Origin of the sequence: Planctomicrobium mucosum, from assembly GCF_051466335.1 — a bacterium.
In the GTDB taxonomy this organism is placed as follows: domain Bacteria; phylum Planctomycetota; class Planctomycetia; order Planctomycetales; family Planctomycetaceae; genus Planctomicrobium.
Genome location: NZ_CP195793.1, coordinates 4,603,846 through 4,627,087, shown reverse-complemented (window position 1 = coordinate 4,627,087; position 23,242 = coordinate 4,603,846). Strand labels below are relative to the sequence as shown.

At 58.1% G+C, this 23,242-nt stretch carries 16 protein-coding genes; all 16 read left to right on the top strand.

Features of this window, described 5'->3' with window-relative positions; translation table 11 throughout:
* Positions 1 to 4 precede the first annotated feature (4 nt).
* Entirely contained in the window at positions 5 to 3,274 is a 3,270-nt protein-coding gene (locus tag SH668x_RS18380) for an efflux RND transporter permease subunit (protein WP_437186522.1), read from the top strand.
* Between the two features lie 112 nt (positions 3,275 to 3,386).
* The gene (locus SH668x_RS18375) at positions 3,387 to 3,917 is read left to right on the top strand and encodes a hypothetical protein (RefSeq protein ID WP_437186521.1); all 531 of its coding nucleotides are present in this window, start codon (positions 3,387 to 3,389) and stop codon (positions 3,915 to 3,917) included.
* Positions 3,918 to 4,033: 116 nt separating this feature from the next.
* Complete coding sequence (locus SH668x_RS18370) at positions 4,034 to 4,831, top strand: hypothetical protein (RefSeq protein WP_437186520.1); 798 nt, start codon at positions 4,034 to 4,036, stop codon at positions 4,829 to 4,831.
* A gap of 40 nt (positions 4,832 to 4,871) precedes the next feature.
* Entirely contained in the window at positions 4,872 to 6,095 is a 1,224-nt protein-coding gene (locus tag SH668x_RS18365; RefSeq protein WP_437186519.1) for an ABC transporter permease, read from the top strand.
* Position 6,096: 1 nt separating this feature from the next.
* Entirely contained in the window at positions 6,097 to 6,795 is a 699-nt protein-coding gene (locus SH668x_RS18360; protein ID WP_437186518.1) for an ABC transporter ATP-binding protein, read from the top strand.
* A gap of 72 nt (positions 6,796 to 6,867) precedes the next feature.
* Positions 6,868 to 7,422, top strand: coding sequence for a hypothetical protein (locus SH668x_RS18355; protein ID WP_437186517.1), 555 nt, complete (start codon positions 6,868 to 6,870; stop codon positions 7,420 to 7,422).
* 211 nt (positions 7,423 to 7,633) lie between these two features.
* Positions 7,634 to 8,326 (top strand): methyltransferase family protein, encoded by a 693-nt coding sequence (locus tag SH668x_RS18350; RefSeq protein WP_437186516.1) that lies wholly within the window; start codon positions 7,634 to 7,636, stop codon positions 8,324 to 8,326.
* A gap of 174 nt (positions 8,327 to 8,500) precedes the next feature.
* Positions 8,501 to 8,998: a hypothetical protein gene (locus SH668x_RS18345; protein WP_437186515.1), complete on the top strand. Its 498-nt coding sequence runs from the start codon at positions 8,501 to 8,503 to the stop codon at positions 8,996 to 8,998.
* A 151-nt stretch (positions 8,999 to 9,149) separates the two neighbouring features.
* Positions 9,150 to 9,965 carry a response regulator gene (locus tag SH668x_RS18340; RefSeq protein ID WP_437186514.1) on the top strand — a complete coding sequence of 272 codons (816 nt, stop codon included), beginning with the start codon at positions 9,150 to 9,152 and terminating at the stop codon, positions 9,963 to 9,965.
* Positions 9,966 to 10,052: 87 nt separating this feature from the next.
* A complete protein-coding gene (locus SH668x_RS18335) occupies positions 10,053 to 12,344 on the top strand; it encodes a SulP family inorganic anion transporter (protein WP_437186513.1) in 2,292 nt (763 codons plus the stop codon).
* A gap of 119 nt (positions 12,345 to 12,463) precedes the next feature.
* Positions 12,464 to 14,920 (top strand): heavy metal translocating P-type ATPase, encoded by a 2,457-nt coding sequence (locus tag SH668x_RS18330; RefSeq protein ID WP_437186512.1) that lies wholly within the window; start codon positions 12,464 to 12,466, stop codon positions 14,918 to 14,920.
* A 238-nt stretch (positions 14,921 to 15,158) separates the two neighbouring features.
* The gene (locus tag SH668x_RS18325) at positions 15,159 to 15,668 is read left to right on the top strand and encodes a hypothetical protein (protein WP_437186511.1); all 510 of its coding nucleotides are present in this window, start codon (positions 15,159 to 15,161) and stop codon (positions 15,666 to 15,668) included.
* A 151-nt stretch (positions 15,669 to 15,819) separates the two neighbouring features.
* Positions 15,820 to 17,445 (top strand): efflux RND transporter periplasmic adaptor subunit, encoded by a 1,626-nt coding sequence (locus SH668x_RS18320; RefSeq protein ID WP_437186510.1) that lies wholly within the window; start codon positions 15,820 to 15,822, stop codon positions 17,443 to 17,445.
* Between the two features lie 21 nt (positions 17,446 to 17,466).
* Positions 17,467 to 20,637: an efflux RND transporter permease subunit gene (locus SH668x_RS18315; RefSeq protein WP_437186509.1), complete on the top strand. Its 3,171-nt coding sequence runs from the start codon at positions 17,467 to 17,469 to the stop codon at positions 20,635 to 20,637.
* Complete coding sequence (locus SH668x_RS18310) at positions 20,634 to 21,011, top strand: RND transporter (RefSeq protein ID WP_437186508.1); 378 nt, start codon at positions 20,634 to 20,636, stop codon at positions 21,009 to 21,011. Before SH668x_RS18315 ends, SH668x_RS18310 begins: the two co-directional genes overlap by 4 nt.
* A gap of 66 nt (positions 21,012 to 21,077) precedes the next feature.
* Complete coding sequence (locus SH668x_RS18305; RefSeq protein WP_437186507.1) at positions 21,078 to 23,225, top strand: heavy metal translocating P-type ATPase; 2,148 nt, start codon at positions 21,078 to 21,080, stop codon at positions 23,223 to 23,225.
* Positions 23,226 to 23,242: the final 17 nt, after the last annotated feature.

Sequence of the window (23,242 nt, the reverse complement as noted above, 5' to 3'; positions counted from 1 at the left end):
CATCATGCTAAATGCCATTATCCGCTTTGCACTGCGTCAACAGATGATCGTCATGGCCCTGGCCGTGTTCCTGATGGGCTACGGGACTTGGCAGGCGCTGCACGCGACCGTCGATGTGTTCCCTGACCTGAACCGGCCACGCGTGGTGATCATGACCGAGGCTCCCGGCCTGGCCCCGGAAGAAGTCGAAACCCTTGTGACGTTTCCAATCGAAACGGCCATCAATGGTGCCAACGGCGTCCAGGCCGTCCGTAGTTCGTCTGGAATCGGAATCTCAGTCATTTATGTCGAGTTCGACTGGGGAACTGACATCTACACCGACCGGCAGATCGTCATGGAACGTCTGCAACTTATTCAAGATCGGATGCCTGCTGGCGTGATGCCGACTCTCGCTCCTATTTCCTCTGTCATGGGGCAGATCCTCATGCTCGGTATGTGGAGCGATGGCGGTGTGACTGATCCCGTCGAACTCCGCACGCTGGCCGACTGGGTGGTCCGACAGCGCCTGCTGACGGTTCCAGGTGTGTCGCAGGTCTTCACCATGGGCGGGGGACGAAAGCAGTTTCAGGTACTTGTCGATCCGGATGCCCTGTTGCGATATGGCGTCACACTGCAACAGGTCAAACAGGCGGTCGTCGACAGCAATGAAAACGCCACGGGAGGCTATCTCGATCAGCAGGGACCGAATGAACTTCTGGTGCGGGCGTTGGGCCGGATTCAGACAATCGAAGATTTGCAAAAGGTGGTCGTCACCATTCGCGATGATCAACCGATCGCACTGGCTCAGATCGCCAAAGTCGTGGAAGGACCACAGGTCAAACGGGGCGACAGCAGCGTTTTTGTCAGGAGAAGCGGCGAGGATTCGAGCCCCAATTCTTCGCCCACGACTTCAGGTTCAGGGGATTTTTCAGGCGGACCTGCGGTGGTCCTCACCATCAACAAGCAGCCAGGGGCGGACACACGGCTCATCACCGAAAACATTCTGAAAGCAGTCGAAGAACTGAAATCGGGATTGCCGCCAGACATTCGCATTCAACCGACCTATTCCCAAAAGGATTTTATTGACCGGGCCATCGAGAATGTGATCGAGGCCCTGCGGGATGGCGGGATTCTCGTCGTCATCATCCTCTTTCTCTTCCTGATGAATTTCCGCACGACGTTCATCACGTTTACAGCCATTCCACTTTCGCTGGCCCTGACAGCCGTGGTGTTCTCGATCTTCGGGTTGTCGATCAACACGATGACGCTGGGAGGATTGGCAATTGCCATCGGCGAACTCGTCGACGATGCCATTGTGGACGTGGAAAACATCTTTCGCCGGTTGAAGGAAAACAGGCACGCCGCGCATCCCAAGCATCCGTTGCAGGTGGTTTTTCAAGCCAGCACCGAGGTGCGGAACTCCGTGGTCTTCGCCACCATCGTGGTGTGCCTGGTCTTCATTCCGTTATTCGCCCTGTCCGGGATGGAAGGGAAGCTGTTCACTCCCCTGGGTGTGGCCTACATCGTGTCGATCGCGGCGTCACTGCTGGTGTCGCTGACGGTCACTCCCGTGCTCTCCTACTGGCTGCTGGGAAATGCCAAGCTCATGGACCATGACCAGGACGGCTTCGTCCTGCGAAATCTCAAATGGGTCGCCGACAAGGTGATTCGTTTCAGCCTGACATTTCCCCGGCTGAATCTCACCGTGACTCTGGTCATGGTCGCGATTGCCGGATTGTTCGTTGCGAACCTTGAGAAGGATTTTTTACCGCCGTTCAACGAAGGGACGATCCAGCTCAACGTCGTCTTGCCGCCCGGAACCTCGCTGGCGACATCCAACGAAATCAACCGCAAGGTCGAACAGCGTTTGCAGGCCATCGAAGACATTGACTCCTTTTGCCGCCGGACCGGTCGTGCCGAACTGGATGAGCACGCTGAGGGGGTCAACATGAGTGAATATCTCATTGAGCTCGATCCTGAGTCGCCGCGCAGCCGGGAAGAGCTGCTCAATGAGATTCGGGAAGCCATGGCAGACATTCCCGGCATCGTCACAGCCGCTGAGCAACCCATCGCCCACCTGATTTCCCACATGATCTCCGGCGTCAAGGCCCAGGTCGGGATCAAAATCTATGGCGACGATCTCGACGTCTTGCGCCGCAAAGCCGAGGAAATGCTGTCAGCAATGAAATCGGTCCCTGGAGTCAAAGACCCGTTGGTCGAGCCGCAGGTCATCATTCCGCAACTGCGGATCGAGGTTGATCGAGACAAGCTGCTGATCAATGGGTTGTCGGTGAGCGATGTCAACGAGTTCATCGCAACGGCCATGAATGGCGAGGTCGTCTCCGAAGTGCTGATCGGCCAGCGGCAATTCGACCTGCTGGTCCGACTCAACGAAAACGCCCGGGAAGACCTGAATGCCCTGAAGCGACTGACGATCGATCTGCCCGAAGGAGGACAGATTCCCCTGGAGTCAGTCGCCAAGATCTACCAGTCGGGCGGCCCCAACACGGTCAACCGCGAGAATGTCCGCCGTCGCGTCGTGTTACAGTGCAATGTCTCCGATCGCGGTGTTGTGGATGTCGTGCAAGACATTCAGCAGAAAGTCGCCCCGACGATTGCCAGTCTCCCGGAAGGGTATTTCGTGGAGTACAGCGGGCAGTTTGAGAGCCAGCAATCGGCCAGTCGGCTGATCGCTGTGCTGTTCATGATCTCGCTGATGGGGGTCTTTCTGGCACTGTACTCGATGTTCCGATCCGTGAACCTGTCGTTACAAGTCATGACCGCATTGCCGATGGCATTTATCGGCTCCGTGGTCGCGCTGGTCATCACCGGGCAGACACTGACGATTGCCGCCATGGTGGGCTTCATTTCGCTCACCGGGATTGCGTCCCGGAATGGCATTCTCCTGCTGAACCACTACCTGCACCTGGTGCGGTATGAAGGGGAAGACTGGACCAAGGAGATGATCATCCGTGCCGGCCTGGAACGATTGGCTCCCGTCCTGATGACCGCCCTCACGGCGGGGATCGGGCTTGTCCCACTGGTGCTGGCAGCCGATGAACCGGGCAAAGAGATTCTCTACCCAGTGGCCACCGTCATTCTGGGAGGTGTCATCAGTTCGACGCTGCTCGACTTCTTCGTTCACCCGGCCCTGTTCTGGTTATTCGGATTGAAATCGGCAGCCCGCGTCGTGGGAGAATCTCAGGAAGAGATTCCACTGGTGGAACACGATGAGATCGCCCATTCCCCTTTACCAAGTGCCAACACCAGCACGGCAACATCCCTCGTCCATTGAGTTCAACAGTAGTCACCCGTTGTGAGTTTGATCTCACATGCCAATACCGCGATTCGTCTGGTGGTATTGGCAGGATTAAACAAACCAGACGAATTTCACGAAAGGTAGATCGATGCGTACTCTCTGTTTGACACGTTGGAGACTGGTTCTCCAAGTCGCCCCCGCCCTCCTGTCCGCAAGTCTCTGGACCGGCGTTGTCACTGCGGATGGACCAGGACGTACTTCGGCCCCCTCCGTAGCGAAGGACGAACACGGCCACGAGCACCCATCCGAAGGGCCCCACCACGGGGATCTCGTTGAACTCGGTAAGGAGGAATACCACGCCGAGATTGTTCATGGAAAAGAGGGAAAGATCACCATTTACCTGCTGGACCATGAAGCCAAGAAATCCGTGCCCACCGAGGCCAAGCAAGTCATGATCAACCTGGTGCATCAGGGGAAAGCCGAGCAATACAAGCTGCCGGCGGCTCCGGACAAGGGAGACCCTGCGGGGAAGACGAGCCGTTTTAGCCTGACGGACAAACATCTGGCCGAGGACCTGGATGCTGATGGCAGCATGGCAAAACTCGTGATCACGATCAACGGGAAGCAGTACACCGGCAAGATCGCTCATGACCATGATCACGCCGACCATAAACACTAATGGACAAGTGCCGGTACTGGCCCGGCAACCGCCTTCGTTCACGGAATTCAACGGTGCCGTACCGTTGTGAGTTTGATTTCGCAAGGAACCGTTTACCCCAAGAAATGGAGTTCGCTATGAAATTTCACGCTTTGTCCCAGGTGTGCCTGACGGTCGTCTGTCTGTGGTGTTCGGCCAGCGCAGCCGTGGCTCAACAGCCCGGAGGGACCAGCCCTCTCCAGTCCACGCTCGGCCAGTCCGCGCAGTCCGGCAAATTCACGTTCGTCGTGTTCCATCGCGATAGTGGCGAGGCGACTCGGACCTTCCATCAACAAGTCCAAACCGAGTTGACTTCGCACGCAGACAAGACTGTCTTGACGACAGCTCGTGTTGACGACCCCGCCGAGCGGGCGTTGGTGGAAAAACTCGGGATTGCCCGCGCCCCGATGCCGATGGCGGTGGTCATCGCTCCCAACGGTGCCGTCACCGGGCTGTTTCCCCGGGCAATCACCTCGGAGCAGATCGCCGCAGCCATCGTTCCCCCCACGATGATGCAGTGCATGAAGGAACTTCAGAACCAGAAGCTCGTCTTCGTCTGCCTCACGCGGACGGATCGGGTTGATGTTCCCGAGGGGGTTCGGGCGGTTCAGCAACTCCCGCAGTTCAAAGACCGGATTTCGTTGGTCGGAATGCGTCTCGACGATCCTGCCGAAGCCCGCTTTTATCAGCAGATGAAGCTGAATCCGAACCAGGTGAACGGGCCGTATGCTGTCCTGATCGCGCCTCCCGGGGCACTCATTGGCCACTTCGATACCCAATCCAGTGCCGAGCAGATTGCCGCAGCCATCCATAAAGCCGGGCAGTGCTGCGAAGACGAAAACTGCAAGCACAACCATGCCCCCCAAGCCACCGCACCCGGCGGCAAGCGCCAGTAATCCCACTCCCCATTCACCCCTTTGAGAGGAGGATTTCAGCATGACGCTGCAATCAATGATCTGGAACGAACTGCGGTCTCGTCCCTGGGCGGCCTTTTCCAATGGTCTCGCGATTCTGCTGGGAGTCGCCGCCCTGGTCGCGATCCGGCATATCACAGTGGCCTCCGAACAGGATGTCTCGCGACAACTGTCTCAACTCGGAGCCAATATCCTCGTTTTACCCCCGGAAGCGACCTTGCAGGATTACTATGCCGCCGATCAGAACAGCGGCACGATTCCGGAGGAGCATGTCTCGGAGATTTACCTGGCAGGGCTGACAGGTGTTGAGCAGGTCTCGCCCCGGCTCAACATCCCCGCCAACCTGGGAGGCATCCCTGTCACGCTGACCGGGATCTTGCCCCAGTCGGAACTGGAAGCCCAGACGACTTGGCAGACCACGACGCTGTTTACCGCTCCTAAAGCCCATGAGGGATGCGAGAAGGCCAAGCTCACGACCGCTCAACTGGAAGGGACCGATTCGCTGGTCACGTACCGGGCGATTCAGAACCTCAAACCCGATGAAGTGGTCTTGGGGGCGGATGTCGCGGGGCGATCCGCATTTTCCACCGGCGACACCGTGGAACTGCTCGGGAAGTCATTCAAGATCCTCGGCGTTCTTCCGGCAACGGGAACGGTTGACGATTCGCGGGTCTTCGCCCACTTGCACACCGTGCAGGATGCTTCCGGCAGCGGTCCCGTCTGCAATGCCATCGAAGTCATCGGATGTTGCGAGGATGCGGCGGGAGGACTTGTTCCCGAGCTGCGCAAGCTCTTGCCGAACACCAAGGTCGTCACCATTTCGCAGGTGGTCCAGACGCAAGTCGGCGTCAACCGGCTCATGGCGAATACCTCCTGGTTTGTGCTGGCGGTGCTGGTCATCGTCGGCGGGACGAGCCTCGCGGGAGCCATCACCGCGAATGTCCGGGAACGGCGTCGTGAAATCGGGACGCTCATGGCCTTGGGAGCAACGCCCCGGTTCGTGCAGCGGCTGTTCCTCGGAAAGGCCCTGGTTCTCGGTCTGGTGGCGGGGACGTTCGGCTGTCTGGTCGGGCTGATTGTCGCTGTGGCGGCCGGTCCCGCCTGGGCCGGTGTCACCGTTTCTATTCTTCCCACAACCTCGTTGCTGGCGATTTTGATCGCCACTTGTCTTGCGATTCTCTCCGCCTGGTGGCCGGCACGGAAGGCGGCCACCCTCGACCCATGTCTCTGCTTTCAGGAGGTCTAAGATGTTTCGATTCGAAAATGTGATCAAGCAGTATTCCCGGCGTGGCGAGCAAGTCACTGCACTGGAATGCGAAAACCTTTCCATCGCGAAGGGGGAATATGTTGCGATCGTCGGTCCGAGCGGGAGCGGCAAGACCACCCTGCTGTCTCTGATGGGGGGAATGTTGTCTCCCACGGCCGGACAGGTCTGGCTGGAGGAGACGTCCATTTACGGATTGCCCGCCGCCGCACGCTCCGCCTTGCGGAGCCAGCGGATGGGATTCGTCTTTCAGACGTTCAACCTGATTCCTTACCTGACAGCACTGCAAAACGTGCAGATCCCGCTTTGTTTGCTCAAGCAGGATCGAACAGAGCAGGAACGCCGCGCTGCGGACATGCTCGGCCGGTTTGGCCTGGGAGAACGGCTGCACCATCGCCCGGCGGAACTCAGTGTCGGGCAACAACAACGTGTCGCGCTCGCTCGGACGCTGGTCAACGACCCCCAGATCATTCTCGCGGATGAGCCGACAGGGAATCTTGATCCGGAAAGTCGCGAAACGGTACTCGGTGCCTTTGATACCGCACACCGGGAAGGACGCACTGTGATCACGGTGACACACGATCCGGTTGCCGCCAGTCGGGCCTCGCGCACGCTCACGCTGCGGCAGGGTGTCCTTCTGAGCTGCGAAACCGTCCCGGTTCGTCAGCGCCAGTCCGCATAACGAGCGCAGCCTGTGCTCGCTCATCACCAAGCACAGGATCGTCCCTGTTTTAACCTCCATAAGGAAAATCTGATGCCTGTCCATTCTCGCACTTTCCAGCGATTCATCGTCGGGACCCTCCCCGCGACCTGTCTTGCAACCCTCCTGCTGTCAGGTTGTGGAACCGCTCCTGATTCTGGCAAGCCTCCCTCTCCGTCATCCAGTGTCGAATCGCACGACGACCACGATCATGCCCACCCGGAGGAAGGGCCGCATCATGGTCATCTCGTTGAACTGGGCAACGAGGAATATCACGCGGAAGTGGTTCATGAGGATGAGACCGGAACGGTGACGGTGTATCTCCTGGATGGGAGCGCCAAGACCGCTGTTCCCATCGACGCTGGGGACGTGACGATCAATCTCTCCCACGAGGGGAAGGCCGAGCAGTTCAAACTCCCCGCCTCCCCTGATGCCGGTGATCCGGCGGGAAAATCGTCGCGGTTTGTTTCTCAGGAGAAACAACACATTGCCCAGGATCTGGATGCCAAAGGGAGTGCCGCCAAACTGGTCGTCACGATCAACGGGAAGCAATATACCGGCAAAATCGAACACGACCATGATCATGATCACGCCGACCACAAGCACTAAGTGCCATTCCCATCACCTCACAAGTGATCGAGAGTGTTTTTTCATGATGTGCCTTCATGTCCGTTCCTCCGCCGACATGAAGGGCACATGATCAATCGATTCGAATTTCGGTCTTAACAGATACGGATCATATTCAGGTCGCATCCCTTCCCGACAAGAACTGCTCATTTCTGAGGTGCAACAATTTCACCTTAAAAAACAGGATCTCCACGTGGTCAATGACTTTTCAATCCCTATTTGGCAAAGGTGCGTTGCAGCTCCAGGTAACGACGGTCCATTTCCGACGGCTTTTCCCTTGGGACAAGCGAGCATGGAGCGCCGGCGACGGCCACTAACCTTCTTTTTTGGCTTTTTCATTGCCTTCCTCTTATTGGGCATCGAAAGCCGGTGGCCGCGAGACGGTGTCGTCCGCGAATTGATGTTTCTGGCAGGAATCTGCCTGGCCGCGACTGGAGCACTCGGCCGGACGTGGTGTCACTTGTTCATTTCCGGCTACAAGACCAAAGTTCTGGTCCAGATCGGCCCCTATTCGATGTGTCGAAACCCACTGTATTTCTTCAGTGCGATCGGCATGATCGGCATCGGGCTCTGCTCAGGAACCTTTGCGGTTCCGGCGATCATGGCTCTGTTCTTTTCCGTCTATTACCCGTGGATTATCCATTGTGAAGAGGAACGTCTCTTCTCAAATCATCCCTTGGATTACGAAGAATTCTGGCGAACGACGCCAGCATTCTGGCCACGCGTTTTCCATTACCGTGAACCGGAGACATACACAATATTTCCCAGCATATTGCGTAGAAACATCGTGGATTCTTTCTGGTTCATTGTGCTCGCCGCCGCAGCTCATGTTGTTTCACAACTCCAAGAGACCGACTTACTGCCCACATTATTAGAAGTCTGGTAGCGATGCTGGACCGGCGAGATGCTTCGGCACATTCAACGAATGCTGTCGGTCCGAATGACGCTCGGTGAAACGAGCTTTCAAACCGATATCCAGTATAAAATCCGCAGTTTCTTTTGGCCGAGTTTAAATGTCCAATAGAATCCAATATTCGATAAACAGCGTTCGGAATTTCTCATGGTAAAGTCATTGCTCGTCCTGATGCTTGTGATGACGCAACTCCTCGCAGGGAGTGGCGATTCCGTCTATTTGTGCATCGGCAATGACGGCTCCTATTCCATCCATGCGGGATCTGCCCCCTGCACACCTGGCCAAGTGACCTGCGGAAGTGTCCGCCATTCGTGCAATGACGCCAGTCCAGGGCAGCAGGAGCGTTCACCCTGTGGCAACCATCCAGGAGATCGGGCGGTCTCCCAGACTGGCGATCCCCTCGTTCTGGCTGGGACGTGTGATTGCACGCATATCCCGGTTGTGATGGCATCCGACCAGCCGACGAGGACGACGCGAAATTCAATCGCGGTAGATTTTGAATGGTTGTCTTCGCTCCTCGCACAGGCACCCACCATTGATATTGCCTACCAATCCGTGCTTCAACTCACGTTCCATTGCTACGACACCTCAACAGTTCCCGATTTTACTTTGACCGTCGTCTCCACGGTCGTCATTCGTTGCTAACGCAGCCGCTTTCTTCGGCGTTGTCGCGCTGAGTCGATGATCCGTAATCATCCTCGCTCGATGTGTTTCTGCTGCATCGTCCGTTGCACGCCACGAGATCTTTTCGTGACGGTCTGGTCGAACCATCCCCCTTTTCCGCCCAGGAGGCGATATGTCCTCACCCATTGCGTCCCTCTCAGCTCCCACGATTTCGTTTCGTGGCTCGCAGTGCTCTCCACTTCCAAGCCCTGGTACCGCTAATGCTGGTCACAGCATTGACAGCGCTACACGTCGTCACGCATTAACGAATGACACAGCCGCCGAGGGCGAAACTGAAGCTGCTTTCCCGACGTGCGAGAACCAAGACTCCATATCCGGCCCATCCGAGGAGACCTCGCGGCTTCATGGGGTTCTCATTGTCGAAGATGAGCCTTTACTACGGAAGGCGCTGAGCATCGGGTTCCGAAACCGTGGGTTCGACGTCTGGCTCGCGACGGATGGAGCGGAGGGGGTCGAGGTTTACCAGCAGTTCTATCCGCTCATCGACGTGGTGCTGTCGGATGTCCGGATGCCGGTGCTGGATGGACCAGAAACCCTCGATGCCTTGCGCGCGATCAATCCATCCGTCCGTTTTTGCTTTATGACTGGCGACGCGCGGGCAGCGACGCGTGTCAGCTTGTTAAAGCGTGGTGCCCTGCGTGTCTTCGAGAAACCCCTGCCATCCGTCGCGGAGGTTGCACAGGAGCTCTGGGAACTCGCGACATGTCCCAATGACCTGCTTTCCCAGCCAGACCTGGGAAATAGGGCAACCACCGACCCTAATCGTCCCGCATTGGCAACTCACATCCGAGAGTTACCTGCGGAAGGTCATTTCTTCGAATGGGCTTACGGACCACTACTCACGTCAATCTCTCGCATTCGCTCAATGTTGAGCAAACCGAGTTTGCCGAAGTCGAGTGGCATGGCCTCCTCGCCAAACAAGCAATGAGTCTGTGTGTTCGTTTACAGGAAGCGATCCGTACCGGGTTGGATCACGCCTGCCGCGTTATGTTCGGCCTTGATACGGGAGAGTGACATGCAAAAACTGATCGAAGGCCTAAAGCATTTTCAGGAGCATGTCCTCTGGGAAAGGCAAGAGCTTTTCGAGCGCGCGACTCAAGGTCAGCACCCGACAGCGATGCTCATTACCTGCTCTGACGCACGTCTGCTTCCCGAAACGATCATGCAGGCCGATCCCGGTGACCTATTTGTCTCGCGCAATGCGGGAAATCTGATCCCACCGCCTGACGCACCCAGCGGAGAAGCCGCGACAATCGAGTACGCAATCAATGCCCTCGGGGTGACCGACATTATTGTCTGCGGTCACTATCGCTGCGGTGCGGTGCGAGCAATCCTCCATCCGGGCGAAGGCGGCGAGTTACCGAAGACAAGGGAGTGGCTGGCCTATGCCGCCGAGACTAAAGCCGTTATCGAAGGCGAGCACCCCGATCTCCAGGGAGAAGCACTTTGGGACAAGGCAGTCGAGCGGAACGTGTTGGCCCAGGTGAATAACCTGACGAAACACCCGGTTGTGGCCGCCGCACTGGCTACCGGCGCCGTCCGGCTGCATGCATGGGTGTTGCGGTTTGAGACCAGCGAGGTCTTGGCGTTCGATCCCCTGACCAATGCCTTCGGTCCACTGCTGGAAATGCCCGTCGTCCACGCGGTATTGCCGGTTCCTGCTCAGCAGCCAATGCAGGCTGCCAAGGTGGAGTCGCCGGAGTCTGCGCCGACGTCCGACTCCCTGAGGTGGCTTGAGACCATTAAGAGCGACATTTCGGCGTCGCTGGTGGTCTTTGCCGTGGCGTTGCCCCTCTGTGTTGCCATCGCCAAAGCATCCGGTGTTCCGACGGCCGCAGGCATCATCACCGCCATCATCGGTGGGGTCGTGGTCGGGCTCCTCGGTGGCGGGCCTTTGCAGGTCAGTGGACCGACTGCCGGATTGATTATTGTTCTCCTCGGTATTCAGGAGAAGCTGGGGTTTGCTGCACTGGGACTGGTTGTCTTTCTTGCCGGACTTATTCAAGTCCTTGCCGGGTTACTGCACTTGGGGCAGTGGTTCCGAGCCGTGTCACCGGCGGTCATTCTCGGCATGCTGGCCGGGATCGGTTCCGTCCTGCTGGCTCAACAGTTCCATGTGACCGTGGATGATTCTCCGGTTCGCAGCCCGCTGGCCAACTATCTCGGTATGCCGCGCGCTCTGATGGACATCTTCGATGGTCACCCAGGACATGAAGGTCATTTCCCTGCCGCGTCGATCGGACTGCTCACCCTCTCCGTGCTGTTGCTCTGGAAGCGGGTCGTCCCAAGGCAACTCCATGTCATCCCCTCCGTTCTGGCCGCAGTCGTCATCGCAACAGCGGTCACCACTCTGCTGAATTTGCCCATCCAGCGAGTGGAATTCGAGAGTCTCGCCTCAGGTGTCAAGCTGATCGACTTGTCTTCCCTGCCCGCGATGTTTGGCGACTCAATGGTCTGGCAGATGGCATTGACCGTTGCCATTCTTGCCAGCGCGGAGTCTCTCCTCACGGCTGCGGCGACGGATGGAATGCATACGGGCTCCCGGACCCGGTATGACCGCGAACTTGCCGCACAAGGCATCGGCAATGCCCTGTGCGGAGTGATTGGTGCGCTGCCAATGGCTGGAGTGATTGTCCGAACGTCCGCCAACCTGGAAGCGGGAGCAAAGTCACGTTGGGCGACAATTTTTCACGGCATCTGGATGTTGGCGTTCGTGCTGCTGACTCCTGGGCTCCTGCGGATGATCCCCGTTGCGGCGCTGGCGGCGACGCTTGTCCTGACCGGTTTCCGCCTGATCCAGTTCCCGGCAATCCGGGCATTATGGAAGGAAAGCCGGGGCGAAGGGGCCATCTGTCTCATCGTCGCCGTCACCGTCGTCGCCATGGACCTGTTGTCGGGTGTCATGCTGGGCGTGGCCTTATCGGTCGCCAAGCTCGTCTACACATTCTCCCGGTTACACATCCGGCAACGTGGCGACGCGGCGAGCGGTCGCGTCACCCTCGTTCTGGAGGGGGCGGCGACGTTCCTGCGATTACCTAAGCTCGCATCCGTGCTCGAAAGCATTCCGCCAAGGACAATTCTGCATGTCGATTTCAAGGGACTGAGCTATATCGACCACACATGCCTGACGCTGCTGATGAATTGGGAGAAACAACATGAAGCAACGGGCGGCAAGCTCATCCTGGATTGGGACATCCTTCGCGCACGTTTCCGCACAGCTCGGCCGCGTCCACATCGCGGCAGGGGTATGAAAGGGGACGTTGCCAATGCACGCGGCAGGAGCCACGAACATCAACGGGCGGCGTAAAAATGCTTGCGGTTTTTCACAAACCGTGAGCGTATTCGATATCGGGGCTGACATGTGGTGTGATCGTCCGGCGACTCCGTCCATGTACCCGAACTGACAAAACTGACGGAGAGATCAAAATGACCGACAAAACACGGATCGAAATCAATTTGGTCCTACCCACGGTGCCGGACACGCGCGATGCCTGCGTCCAGCGCTTGGCCGACTTGCTGAAAGCGAAGGGAGGAGTTGAGGCCGCACACCTCGTGGACAACAGCGAGAACGAACCTGTCCAATTCTGCATCCATTTTGATCCCGAACGCATCTCGATGGGGGAGGTGCGCGAATTAGCCATCCGTGCAGGGGCAGAACTTGAGCAACGGTTCGGGCACTTGTTGCTCAAGACGGATGCTATGCACGCCCGTGAGGCCCGCACGGTGGAGTTGCGAGCACGCGGAATCGTTGGAGTCCTGGAAGCCGCGGCTTCACCCGCCGGTGTCGTGCGTATTGAGTTTGATCGGCAGATCGTCACGGAAGAGGCCATTCAGACAGAATTGCAAAAAGAGGGTGTGCGAATTCGCCAAGAATCGAAACAGGCTGCATCTGTCGAATCCGGCGAGGTGGAGAGCAAGACAGCAGAGGAAGCCGATCACCACGAACATGGGGGTTGGTTTGGCGAACGGACGGAACTCGTTTTTGCAGCGATCTGTGGCGGATTGCTGCTTGTCGGATGGCTACTGCCGATGCTCTTCGATGTCTCGCCTTGGCTCCCGTGGAGCCTCTATGTGGCAGCCTATTTCTTCGGCGGCTTTTTCACCTTCCGGGAAGCGTTCGAGAATCTCCGGGCCTATCGTCTTGAAATCGATCTGCTGATGCTCGTTGCGGCCATCGGTGCCGCCACGCTCGGAGAATGGGCGGAAGGCGCTTTGCTCCTGTTCCTCTTCAGCCTGGGACATGCGTTGGAACACTATGCAATGGGACGAGCCAAGCGGGCGATTGAAGCGCTCGCCGAACTGGCTCCCCCAACCGCGCTGGTCCGCCGTGATGGCCAGACCGCAGAATTGCCGGTGGAACAGCTTCGGTTAGGCGACGTGGTGATCGTCAAGCCGAACGAGCGGATTCCGGCTGACGGGTTCGTGCTCAAGGGGGAAAGCAGCGTCAACCAAGCCCCCATTACCGGCGAAAGTGTGCCCGTGGACAAGCGAGCCGTTGATGATCCCGGCCAGGCCGCCGCGAACCCGGATCGGCTCGGACCGGAGTATCGGACCTTTGCAGGCACAATTAACGGCGGCGGCGCTCTGGAGATTCAGGTCTCAAAACTTTCCAGTGAATCGACGCTCGCCCGCGTCGTACAAATGGTCAATGAAGCCGAGACGCAGAAATCACCGACGCAACGGTTCACCGACAAGTTCGAGCGGATCTTCGTCCCGGTGGTCATCGCGTTCGCTGTCTTGCTGCTGTTTGCCTGGGCCGTGATCGACGAGCCGTTTCGGGATTCGTTCTATCGTGCAATGGCGGTGCTGGTGGCGGCCAGCCCTTGTGCCCTGGCGATCTCGACTCCCAGTGCGGTGTTAAGTGGCGTCGCACGGGCCGCCAGGGGCGGCGTGCTCGTCAAGGGTGGCGGACCGCTGGAGAATCTCGGACGACTTGGTGCCATCGCCTTTGATAAGACCGGCACATTGACAGAGGGAAAGCCTCGCCTCACAGATGTCGTGACGGTGGATGGCCGCTCGGAGGACGAGTTATTGCGAGTGGCGATTGCCGTGGAGAAACTCAGTGACCATCCGCTGGCCGCAGCCGTGGTCGAGGGGGGCCAGGAACGTCTCAAGAGCGATTCGGACTTACAGGCCCACGATGTGCAAAGCATCACAGGCCGGGGAGTCAAAGCGAGTATTGAGGATCAGGCCGTTTACATCGGTAAAGATCGTCTCTTTGGCGAAATCGCAGGCCCGTCGCTTCCAGATGCGCTTCGCCAGTCCACCGAAGACCTCAAGGCGGCGGGGCGGACCACGATGGTCGTCCGATATGGCGATACCTACCTGGGCGTGTTGGGGCTTATGGACACTCCCCGCGACGCTGCCAAGGATGTCATCAGACGGCTGAAGGAACTTGGCGTCGAGCGAATGATCATGCTTTCAGGCGACAACCAGCAGGTCGCCGATGCTGTTGCCAAAGAAGTCGGCATCGACGAAGCCGTTGGTGACCTGATGCCTGACGATAAGGTCGAGGCCATCAAGAAACTCAGCCAGCAGGGAGGTGTCGCGATGGTCGGCGACGGCGTCAACGATGCCCCCGCCATGGCCAGTGCGACCGTCGGGATCGCGATGGGTGCGGCCGGTTCTGACGTGGCGCTGGAAACTGCCGACGTAGCCCTGATGGCCGATGATCTGAATCATCTCCCCTTTGCTGTCGGGCTCAGCCGGAAAACGAGCCGGATCATTCGGCAGAACCTCTGGTTCAGTCTGGGCATGGTGGCGTTTCTGATTCCCGCGACGGTGCTGGGGCTGCAAATGGGGGCCGCCGTCCTGTTTCATGAAGGTTCGACACTGTTGGTGGTCTTCAACGCATTAAGACTGCTTGCCTACCGAAAGCCTTGAACTCCAAGATCCCTACATGCGTTTAGCTGAATGACACGTCGATACCTTGCAGCGACAGTTTGAGGATGGCGGAAACTGACTCTTTCGATGGAGAGGCTCGCTTTCCCTGATTGCCAACGCGCGGGCCTTGACCGAAAGCCATCCGCTGTTTTGGCATGGACGCAGGTGGAAGAGGCCGATAGGATCATAGGATTGGAGATACAATCACAAAATCTGAAAGGTTCATCGGCGGTTTTTCATGGCCAAATCGTTGCTCATCCTGATGCTGATGACGACGCAACTCCTTGCCGGGAGTGGCGGTTCGGTCTATCTCTGCATCAGCAACGATGGCGAATACTGCTGCTTGGACACAGGTCCCCGGTCCTGTACCTGCTGCCAGGAGCATCAGCAGGAAGCTGCGCATGAGACCTGTTGTTCGGACGCTGGCTGTACCGAGGGAATTGCGGAGCCATCTTGCGGCCATCATGACGAAACATCGCCTTGTCCTGAGCAAAACCGTGTTGTCAAGGACGATGCATGTGGATGCACGCATATCCCGGTTGCGGCTTCCGCTGGCCACCCGACAACTGTCACTCGCCCCACGGTCACAGTAGATAGTGAGCGACTCGCTTTGCTTGTCGCCTGGCTGCCGACGTGGTTGAGCGGTACTGATGCCGCCTCTTTCTTGCCGCATTTTCGGTGGACAGGCCCGCCTGCGGTCCCTGATTTCACATTGACCGTGATCTCTACGGTCGTCATTCGCTGCTAACCAGCCTCTCTCCTCGGCGTTGATTGTGCTGAGTCGATGACCTCCGGGTTGTCCTCGGCCAACATGTTCCGCCCCGCCTTGTCCTCGTTCCACGAGTCAATTCTCGTGTTGCAATGGGTTAAGGCATCCCCCTTCTACTTTTGGAGAGAGTATGTCCGCTACTATGACCGCCCCGGCACATCCGGTGGCTACACCGCCGCACATTGAGACACAGCCCGTCACGACGCCCCGCCGACGCTGGTGGATGAAGGCCCTGAACGCCGTTCCAAACCTCGTGGTATTTTCGCTCCTGGGCGGTGTGATGTATGCCGGCCATCATACCGGCTGGAAGCTGCCGAAGATGTCCGAGCTGATGGGAACCGCCACCGTCACTGCTGACGACTGGTGCTCGGAGCATCTGGTTCCCGATTCGAAATGCATCGAATGCCGCACCGATCTGCTGCCTAAGGCCAAGCCGACAGGCTTTTGTCGAGAGCACGGGGTCGCTGAGTGTGTCATTTGTCACCCCGAATTGGCCCAGGTCAAGGGGCAGGCCCAGCTTCCCAAGTACGACACGATCCAGGCGATTTCCCTCGTCTCCCGCCCGGAGAACAACAGCCGGAACACCATGCACACAAGCCGGGTCCAGTTCTCGTCCGCAGAGGCGGTCATGAAAGCCGGTATCGATGTGGACGTGGTGCAAGAGCGTGCCATGCACGATGCGATCACGGCAAATGGAGAGTTGATGTTCGACCCAACTCGTGTCGGACAACTCTCTCCACGGGTCCCGGGTACGGTTGCGGCCGTCTTCAAGACAGTTGGAGATCAAGTGATTGCAGGTGAGATTCTGGCCCTCGTCGATGCGTCTCAGGTCGGGCAGGTGAAATCGCAATTCCTGCAAGCCGTTGTCCAACTTCAATTGAAAAAGACGACCGTTGAACGACTCCGACCAGTTGCGAATAGCGGGGCGGTTCCGCAGAAGTCCATCATCGAAGCGGAAACCGCTTTGCAAGAGGCGGAAGTGACGTTGATCTCGGCTCGCCAGGCATTGGCGAACCTAGGTTTTGATCTCCCGGAGGGTCTTGAAACCCGCTCAGCCCAAACCCTTGCCGACGAACTCCGATTCCTGGGCATTCCCAGCTCAGTCATCACCGCTCTCGCGGCGGGAACGAAAACAGCCAATCTCATTCCGGTGCGAGCTCCTTATGACGGTGTTTTGCTCGCTTCAGCGGTCGTCGCCGGAGAGGTCGCCGATCCGTCAAGAACATTGTTTACGGTCAGTGATCCTCGCCGGATGTGGTTGGTGCTGAATGTTCGCCAGGAAGATGCCAAGTACGTTCGTCGGGGCTTGCCGGTCCGGTTCCATTCCGATAACGGCGATCAAAGCGTGACGGGGAAAGTTGCCTGGATCAGCCCCTCCATTGATGAACAAACCCGCACGATGCAGGTGCGAGTTGCCATCGCCAACGAGGAAGGAATGCTTCGGGACAAAACCTTCGGGTCAGGCCAAATCGTCCTGCGAGAAGAGTCGAATGCCATTGTCGTCCCCCGTGGAGCCGTGCAGTCGACACCGGATGCTTCGTTCGTCTTCGTTCGTGACAAGAATTACTTCGACGAGAACTCGCCGAAGTTCTTCCATGTCCGGCAGGTACGCCTGGGAGCACGGGACGGCGAGTCCGTCGAACTCTTGGCCGGTGTCCTTCCGGGAGAAGTCATCGCCTCCCAGGGGAGCAATGTTCTGCTGGCTCAACTCCTTCGCAGCAACCTTGGTGCGGGTTGCGGCTGTCATGAACACTAAGCGAAGGAGCACCGAGCCGACATGGACTTTCTCAATCGCATCATCGACTTTTCTTTGCACAATCGGGTGCTGGTCATCCTGGGCGTGCTGGCTGCGGGCGTGGCAGGGGTTTTCTCGCTCCAGCATCTCGATATTGACGCCTTTCCAGACACCACACCGGTGCAGGTGCAGATCAACACGACTGCTCCCGCCCTGAGTCCGGAAGAGGTTGAACGGCAGATTACGTTCCCTATCGAGCAGGCAATCAGCGGTCTGCCGGGTCTGGAGCAACTTCGTTCGATCTCGAAATTCGGCCTCTCGCAGGTCGTCGTCGTTTTTGAAGACGGCATCGATATCTACTTTGCCCGCCAGCTTATCAACGAACGTCTCGGTTCGGTCGAGATGCCGCAGGGCATCGCTCGACCGCAAATGGGGCCGGTCGCGACCGGCTTGGGTGAAGTCTTCCACTATGTCGTCACCGGCCAGGGGACCGACGTGACGGAACTGCGCACAATCCACGATTGGGTCATCAAGCCACCGATGCGAACGGTTCCCGGCACAGCCGAAATCAACAGTTGGGGCGGATACGTCAAGCAGTACCAGATTCGTCTCGATCCCGACCGCCTCATCAAGCATGGGGTGACGTTCGATCAGGTAGTTCAGGCCGTCCAGAAGAACAATTTCAATGTCGGCGGCGGCAACATCAGCCAGCCGAGCGGGATGCTACTTGTCCAGGGGCTTGGACGCACAACGAACATCGACCAGATCCGGCAGATCGTCATCGCCGCTAGGGACGGAGTTCCAACCCGGGTTACGGATGTGGGCGAAGTCGTCATCGGGCACGAGATTCGCCGTGGCGCCGTGACGGCGAACGGCCAAGGAGAAGTCGTTCTCGGCCTGGGCTTCATGCTGATGGGCGAGAACAGCCATGAAGTCACCTGGGCCATGAAGGAGAAGCTGAAATCTCTGGAATCGAGCCTGCCGCCGAATGTCCAGGTCAAGCCGGTCTACGACCGCACGCATCTTGTGGACTTCGTGATCGACACCGTGCGGAAAAATCTGTTTGAGGGCGGGTTGCTTGTCATTGCCGTGCTGTTCGCTTTCTTGGGAAATCTGCGAGCGGCGGCGATCGTGGCTTTGGCGATTCCTCTGTCGATGCTGTTCGCCTTCACCGGTATGTATCGCTTCGGCATTGCCGCCAGTTTGCTGAGCCTGGGGGCCATCGACTTCGGCCTTGTTGTCGATAGCTCGGTGGTGATGATCGAGAACTGCGTGCGGCATCTGGCTCATGATTCCAATAGTGGGAAGAGCCGGTTGGACATCATCCGGGATGCCGCCGTGGAAGTCCGTAAGCCGACGATGTTCGGCGAATTGATCATCATGATCGTCTACCTGCCGATCCTCACACTCGAAGGGATCGAGGGGAAGATGTTCCGTCCCATGGCCCTGACGGTGATCTTTGCTCTGATGGGGTCGATGGTTCTCTCGCTGACCTTAATGCCGGTGCTGGCGAGTTACCTCCTTCCGAAGAAAGTCGAGGAGCGTGAGCCGTTCCTGATGCGGGTCGCCCATGCCATTCACTATCCCATCCTGCAATTTGCCATGCACCACAAGCTGGCCGTCATGGGCTTTGCGGCCAGCGTGCTGATTCTGGCGTTCGGGATGATTGCTCCCAATTTGGGTTCCGAATTTGTTCCCCGTCTTTCGGAAGGCGCGCTCGCCATTGGGGTCGTCCGGCTGGCCGGAACCGATTTGAGTGAATCCATCCGCTACAACACCGAAATGGAAAAAGTGATCCTCTCGACGTTTCCTGATGAAGTGGAAAACGTCTGGAGCCGCATCGGCACGGCGGAAGTCGCTACCGATCCGATGGGCGTTGAACTGACGGATATGTTCGTCACCCTCAAGCCGCGTTCGCAATGGAAAAAAGCCAGCACGCAGGCGGAACTCACGGAGTTGATCGACAAGGCATTACGGGACATGCCTGGACAACGACTCGCCTACTCGCAACCCATCGAGATGCGAATTAACGAGATGGTTTCGGGTGTGCGTGCGGATCTCGGCGTCAAGCTCTTTGGTGACGACTTCGATGTTCTTGTCAGCAAAGGGCAGGAAATCGAACGGATTCTGAACTCCATCGACGGGGCGGCGGATGTCGCCGTGGAACAGGTCACCGGTCAGCCGGTGCTTCAGATCAAAGTGAACCAGGACCAGATCGCCCGCTACGGCGTTTCCGCACAGGAGGTTCTCGACCTCGTGGAGTCCATCGGCAGCAAGCCGATCGGAGAAATTGTTGAAGGGCAGCTTCGCTTTCCACTGATCGTGCGGCTCCCTGAGCAATTCCGGGAAAGCCCGCAGTCCATCGGCAACATGCTGATTTCGACACCTGTGGGAGAGCGGATTCCTCTGTCCCGCCTGGCTTCGATTGAGATTGCCGAGGGGCCGTCCACCATCACACGGGAATGGGGGCAACGACGGATTACGATTACCGCCAACGTGCGTGGACGTGACCTGGGAAGTTTTGTCGCCGAGGCTCAGGACAAGATCGCCACACAGGTTTCTCTGCCATCAGCCCGCTACCGGGTCGAGTACGGCGGACAGTTCGAGAACCTTCAGCGGGCACAAACTCGATTGATGATTGTGGTGCCTTTGGCGCTTGTATTGATCTTCATCCTACTCTACATGACGTACCATAACATTGTAGATACCTTACGAGTCTTTACGGGTATCCCCTTCGCTTGGGTTGGTGGCATCTTCGCCCTCTGGCTGCGGGATATGCCGTTTTCCATCTCGGCGGGCATCGGCTTTATCGCCATGTCTGGCGTGGCGGTGCTGGATGACATGATCCTCGTCTCCTACATCCGGCAACTTCGCCAGAAGGGGCTGCCGTTGGACGAGGCCGTCACCCAAGCGGCGATTACCCGGCTGCGTCCGGTATTAATGACAACCCTCGTCGCCAGTTTTGGCTTTCTGCCGATGGCGTTCAGCGAGGGGATGGGAGCGGAGGTGCAGCGTCCCCTCGCCACCGTCGTGATTGGCGGCGTCATTGGGGCGATGATCATGTCGCTGCTCGTGCTGCGTGTGCTGTATCTGCTCTTCAACGCCCCCGTTGCTCGCCATGAGCACCGAGAGCATCACGAAGAAACACCTGCCGAACCTGTCTTGGCGGGATCGACTGAACAACCCTTTTCTTTATGGAGAAACGACGAATGAAAACGAGATTCTGGATGGCGGCATCACTGGTGCTGGCCGTGGCATTCGTAAGCGGCTGTGGCCAATCCGCGACGCCTCCGGCCCAAGCCGAGAAACACACTGACGCTCATGATGACCACGATCATGATGAACATGCCGCAACTGAGAAAGGCGATCACTCCGGGTGGTGGTGCAACGAGCACGGCGTTCCAGAAGGAGTGTGCGGTCAATGTGACAGCAAGCTGGCGGCGGAATTTCAGAAGAAGGGGGATTGGTGCAAGGAGCATGATCGCCCCGATTCACAGTGCTTCAAGTGCCACCCCGAACTCGAAGCCAAGTTCGCCGCCCAGTACGAGGCCAAGTACGGGAAGCAGCCACCAACGCCGGAAGGCTAATCAGCCGGATCGAGCGGGTGCTGGGGGTTTCCCCGCACCCGCATCTGATCGAGAGGAGCATTCCCAATGACAAGACCCCACGTCCTTCAATTCCGCATTGCAGGCATGGACTGCATGGAAGAGGTTGCCGTTTTGCGGCAGGCAGTGGGACCGGTGGTGGGCGGTGAGAATCTCCTCTCTTTCGACATCTTGAACCGTCGCCTGACGGTTCATTCCAACGGTGAGACCGTCACACCATCCGTCATCATGGAAGCGGTTGCCGGAACGGGAATGCGTGCGGAACAGTGGACGGAAGATAAGGATCAAGCGAACGCAACAGGCTCATCCGCCTGGACCCCGAGTTTCGTCTGGACGAGCCTGAGCGGAAGCTTTCTTGCAGTTGCCTTGCTGCTGCGGGTCACACTGGCTTGGCAGTTGCTGTCAGGCTTCGCAGTTGAAGCTGTGGAACAGTCCTTTCTTGCAGCAGCCATCCTTTGCGGCTTGCGACTTGTCGGCCCCAAGGCGATCCGAGCGGCAAGGCGATTGCGACCCGACATGAATCTCCTCATGTCCATCGCAGTCATTGGGGCGATTCTCATCGGCGAGTATCTGGAAGCCGCCTCGGTGGCCTTCCTCTTCGCCTTGGCTGAAGCTCTGGAAGCCTGGAGCATCCGCCGTGCTCATAAAGCGATTTCCGCGTTGATGGACCTTTCCCCTCCGACGGCTCGGTTCATCAATCTGGATGGCATCGAGGAAATTCGCCCCATTGCGGAAGTGCCGATTCGATCCCGGATCATCGTTAAACCTGGAGAACGAATACCGCTTGATGGGAAGGTGATTGCGGGTTCCAGTCACGTCAATCAGGCCCCCATTACCGGCGAGAGTCTGCCCGTCGAAAAGCAGGTTGGCGATGTGGTCTTCGCTGGGACGGTGAACGGGAACGGGGCGCTGGAATTCGAGACAACGAAGGCGGCGGATGACACAACCGTGGCCCACATCGTCCGCATGGTCGAGGAAGCCCAGACGCGGCGGTCGCCGAGCGAACAGTGGGTCGAGTCATTTGCTCGCTATTACACGCCAGCCGTGATGGCGATTGCCCTGCTGATCTTCCTTGTGCCGCCTCTCCTGCTGGGACAGGCGTGGGGGGATTGGTTCTATCGCAGTCTCGTGCTGCTGGTCATTGCGTGCCCCTGTGCGTTGGTGATCTCGACACCGGTGAGCATTGTCGCCGCTTTGGCTGTCGCGGCCCGGCAGGGTGTCCTCATCAAAGGTGGCGTGTTCATCGAAGCTCCTGCCAGGCTCCGGGCCATCGCCCTCGACAAGACGGGAACGTTGACGGAAGGACGCCCCAGTGTTCGAGCTGTCATCCCACTCAATGGACACTCGGAATTAGAACTTCTGGAGCGGGTCGCTGCGCTGGAAGCTCGGAGCGAACACCCCTTGGCCGTAGCGATTCTTGAACACGCCCGCTCTGCTGGTGTCAGTGTTCGGCCTGCTGAGGATTATCAGGAAATTCCCGGCAAAGGCGCATCCGGCCGCTGGAATGGCGAGATTTACTGGCTCGGCTCCGTCCGCCTCTTGCAAGAGCGAGGGCAACAGACGCCTGAAATTCAGCACTGCATTACCAGTCTCGCTGACCAGGGACAGACTGTGGTCGTGGTCGGGAATCAACAACACGTTTGCGGCTTGCTGGCACTCTCCGACACGGTAAGACCGACCGCCAAGTCCGCTCTGGACGGACTCAGAGCCGCAGGCATTCAGCATATTGTCATGTTGACCGGTGACATGGCGACGACGGCTGAAGCGATTGGCCGCGAGGCTGGAGTCGATGAGATTCGGGCCGAGCTTCTCCCTGCCGAGAAAGTTCACGCCGTTGAGAGGCTCGTTCAAGAATACAAGCATGTGGCGATGGTGGGTGACGGAGTCAATGATGCACCGGCCTTGGCCACCGCCAGCCTGGGTGTGGCCATGGGCGTGGCCGGAAGCGATGCGGCCATCGAGACGGCGGACATCGCACTCATGTCGAATGATCTCACGAAGCTCCCGTGGGTTGTGGGGCTGTCGCGACGAACTCTGCGAATCATTCAGCAAAACATCTGGTTCTCTCTTTTGGTGAAAGCGGCGTTCGTCGTACTGACGTTTGTCGGGTACTCGACACTTTGGGGAGCCATCGCTGCGGATACGGGAGCCTCGTTGCTCGTGATCTTCAATGGGTTACGGTTGCTCAAGGACTGATAAAACGAACCACATTT

Coding starts and splice junctions, on each gene's coding strand:
- SH668x_RS18345 (WP_437186515.1), top strand. CDS start 8,501: ATGGTAAAGTCATTGCTCGTCCTGATGCTTGTGATGACGCAACTCCTC.
- SH668x_RS18380 (WP_437186522.1), top strand. CDS start 5: ATGCTAAATGCCATTATCCGCTTTGCACTGCGTCAACAGATGATCGTC.
- SH668x_RS18365 (WP_437186519.1), top strand. CDS start 4,872: ATGACGCTGCAATCAATGATCTGGAACGAACTGCGGTCTCGTCCCTGG.
- SH668x_RS18310 (WP_437186508.1), top strand. CDS start 20,634: ATGAAAACGAGATTCTGGATGGCGGCATCACTGGTGCTGGCCGTGGCA.
- SH668x_RS18370 (WP_437186520.1), top strand. CDS start 4,034: ATGAAATTTCACGCTTTGTCCCAGGTGTGCCTGACGGTCGTCTGTCTG.
- SH668x_RS18340 (WP_437186514.1), top strand. CDS start 9,150: ATGTCCTCACCCATTGCGTCCCTCTCAGCTCCCACGATTTCGTTTCGT.
- SH668x_RS18335 (WP_437186513.1), top strand. CDS start 10,053: ATGCAAAAACTGATCGAAGGCCTAAAGCATTTTCAGGAGCATGTCCTC.
- SH668x_RS18330 (WP_437186512.1), top strand. CDS start 12,464: ATGACCGACAAAACACGGATCGAAATCAATTTGGTCCTACCCACGGTG.
- SH668x_RS18355 (WP_437186517.1), top strand. CDS start 6,868: ATGCCTGTCCATTCTCGCACTTTCCAGCGATTCATCGTCGGGACCCTC.
- SH668x_RS18375 (WP_437186521.1), top strand. CDS start 3,387: ATGCGTACTCTCTGTTTGACACGTTGGAGACTGGTTCTCCAAGTCGCC.
- SH668x_RS18360 (WP_437186518.1), top strand. CDS start 6,097: ATGTTTCGATTCGAAAATGTGATCAAGCAGTATTCCCGGCGTGGCGAG.
- SH668x_RS18315 (WP_437186509.1), top strand. CDS start 17,467: ATGGACTTTCTCAATCGCATCATCGACTTTTCTTTGCACAATCGGGTG.
- SH668x_RS18325 (WP_437186511.1), top strand. CDS start 15,159: ATGGCCAAATCGTTGCTCATCCTGATGCTGATGACGACGCAACTCCTT.
- SH668x_RS18320 (WP_437186510.1), top strand. CDS start 15,820: ATGTCCGCTACTATGACCGCCCCGGCACATCCGGTGGCTACACCGCCG.
- SH668x_RS18305 (WP_437186507.1), top strand. CDS start 21,078: ATGACAAGACCCCACGTCCTTCAATTCCGCATTGCAGGCATGGACTGC.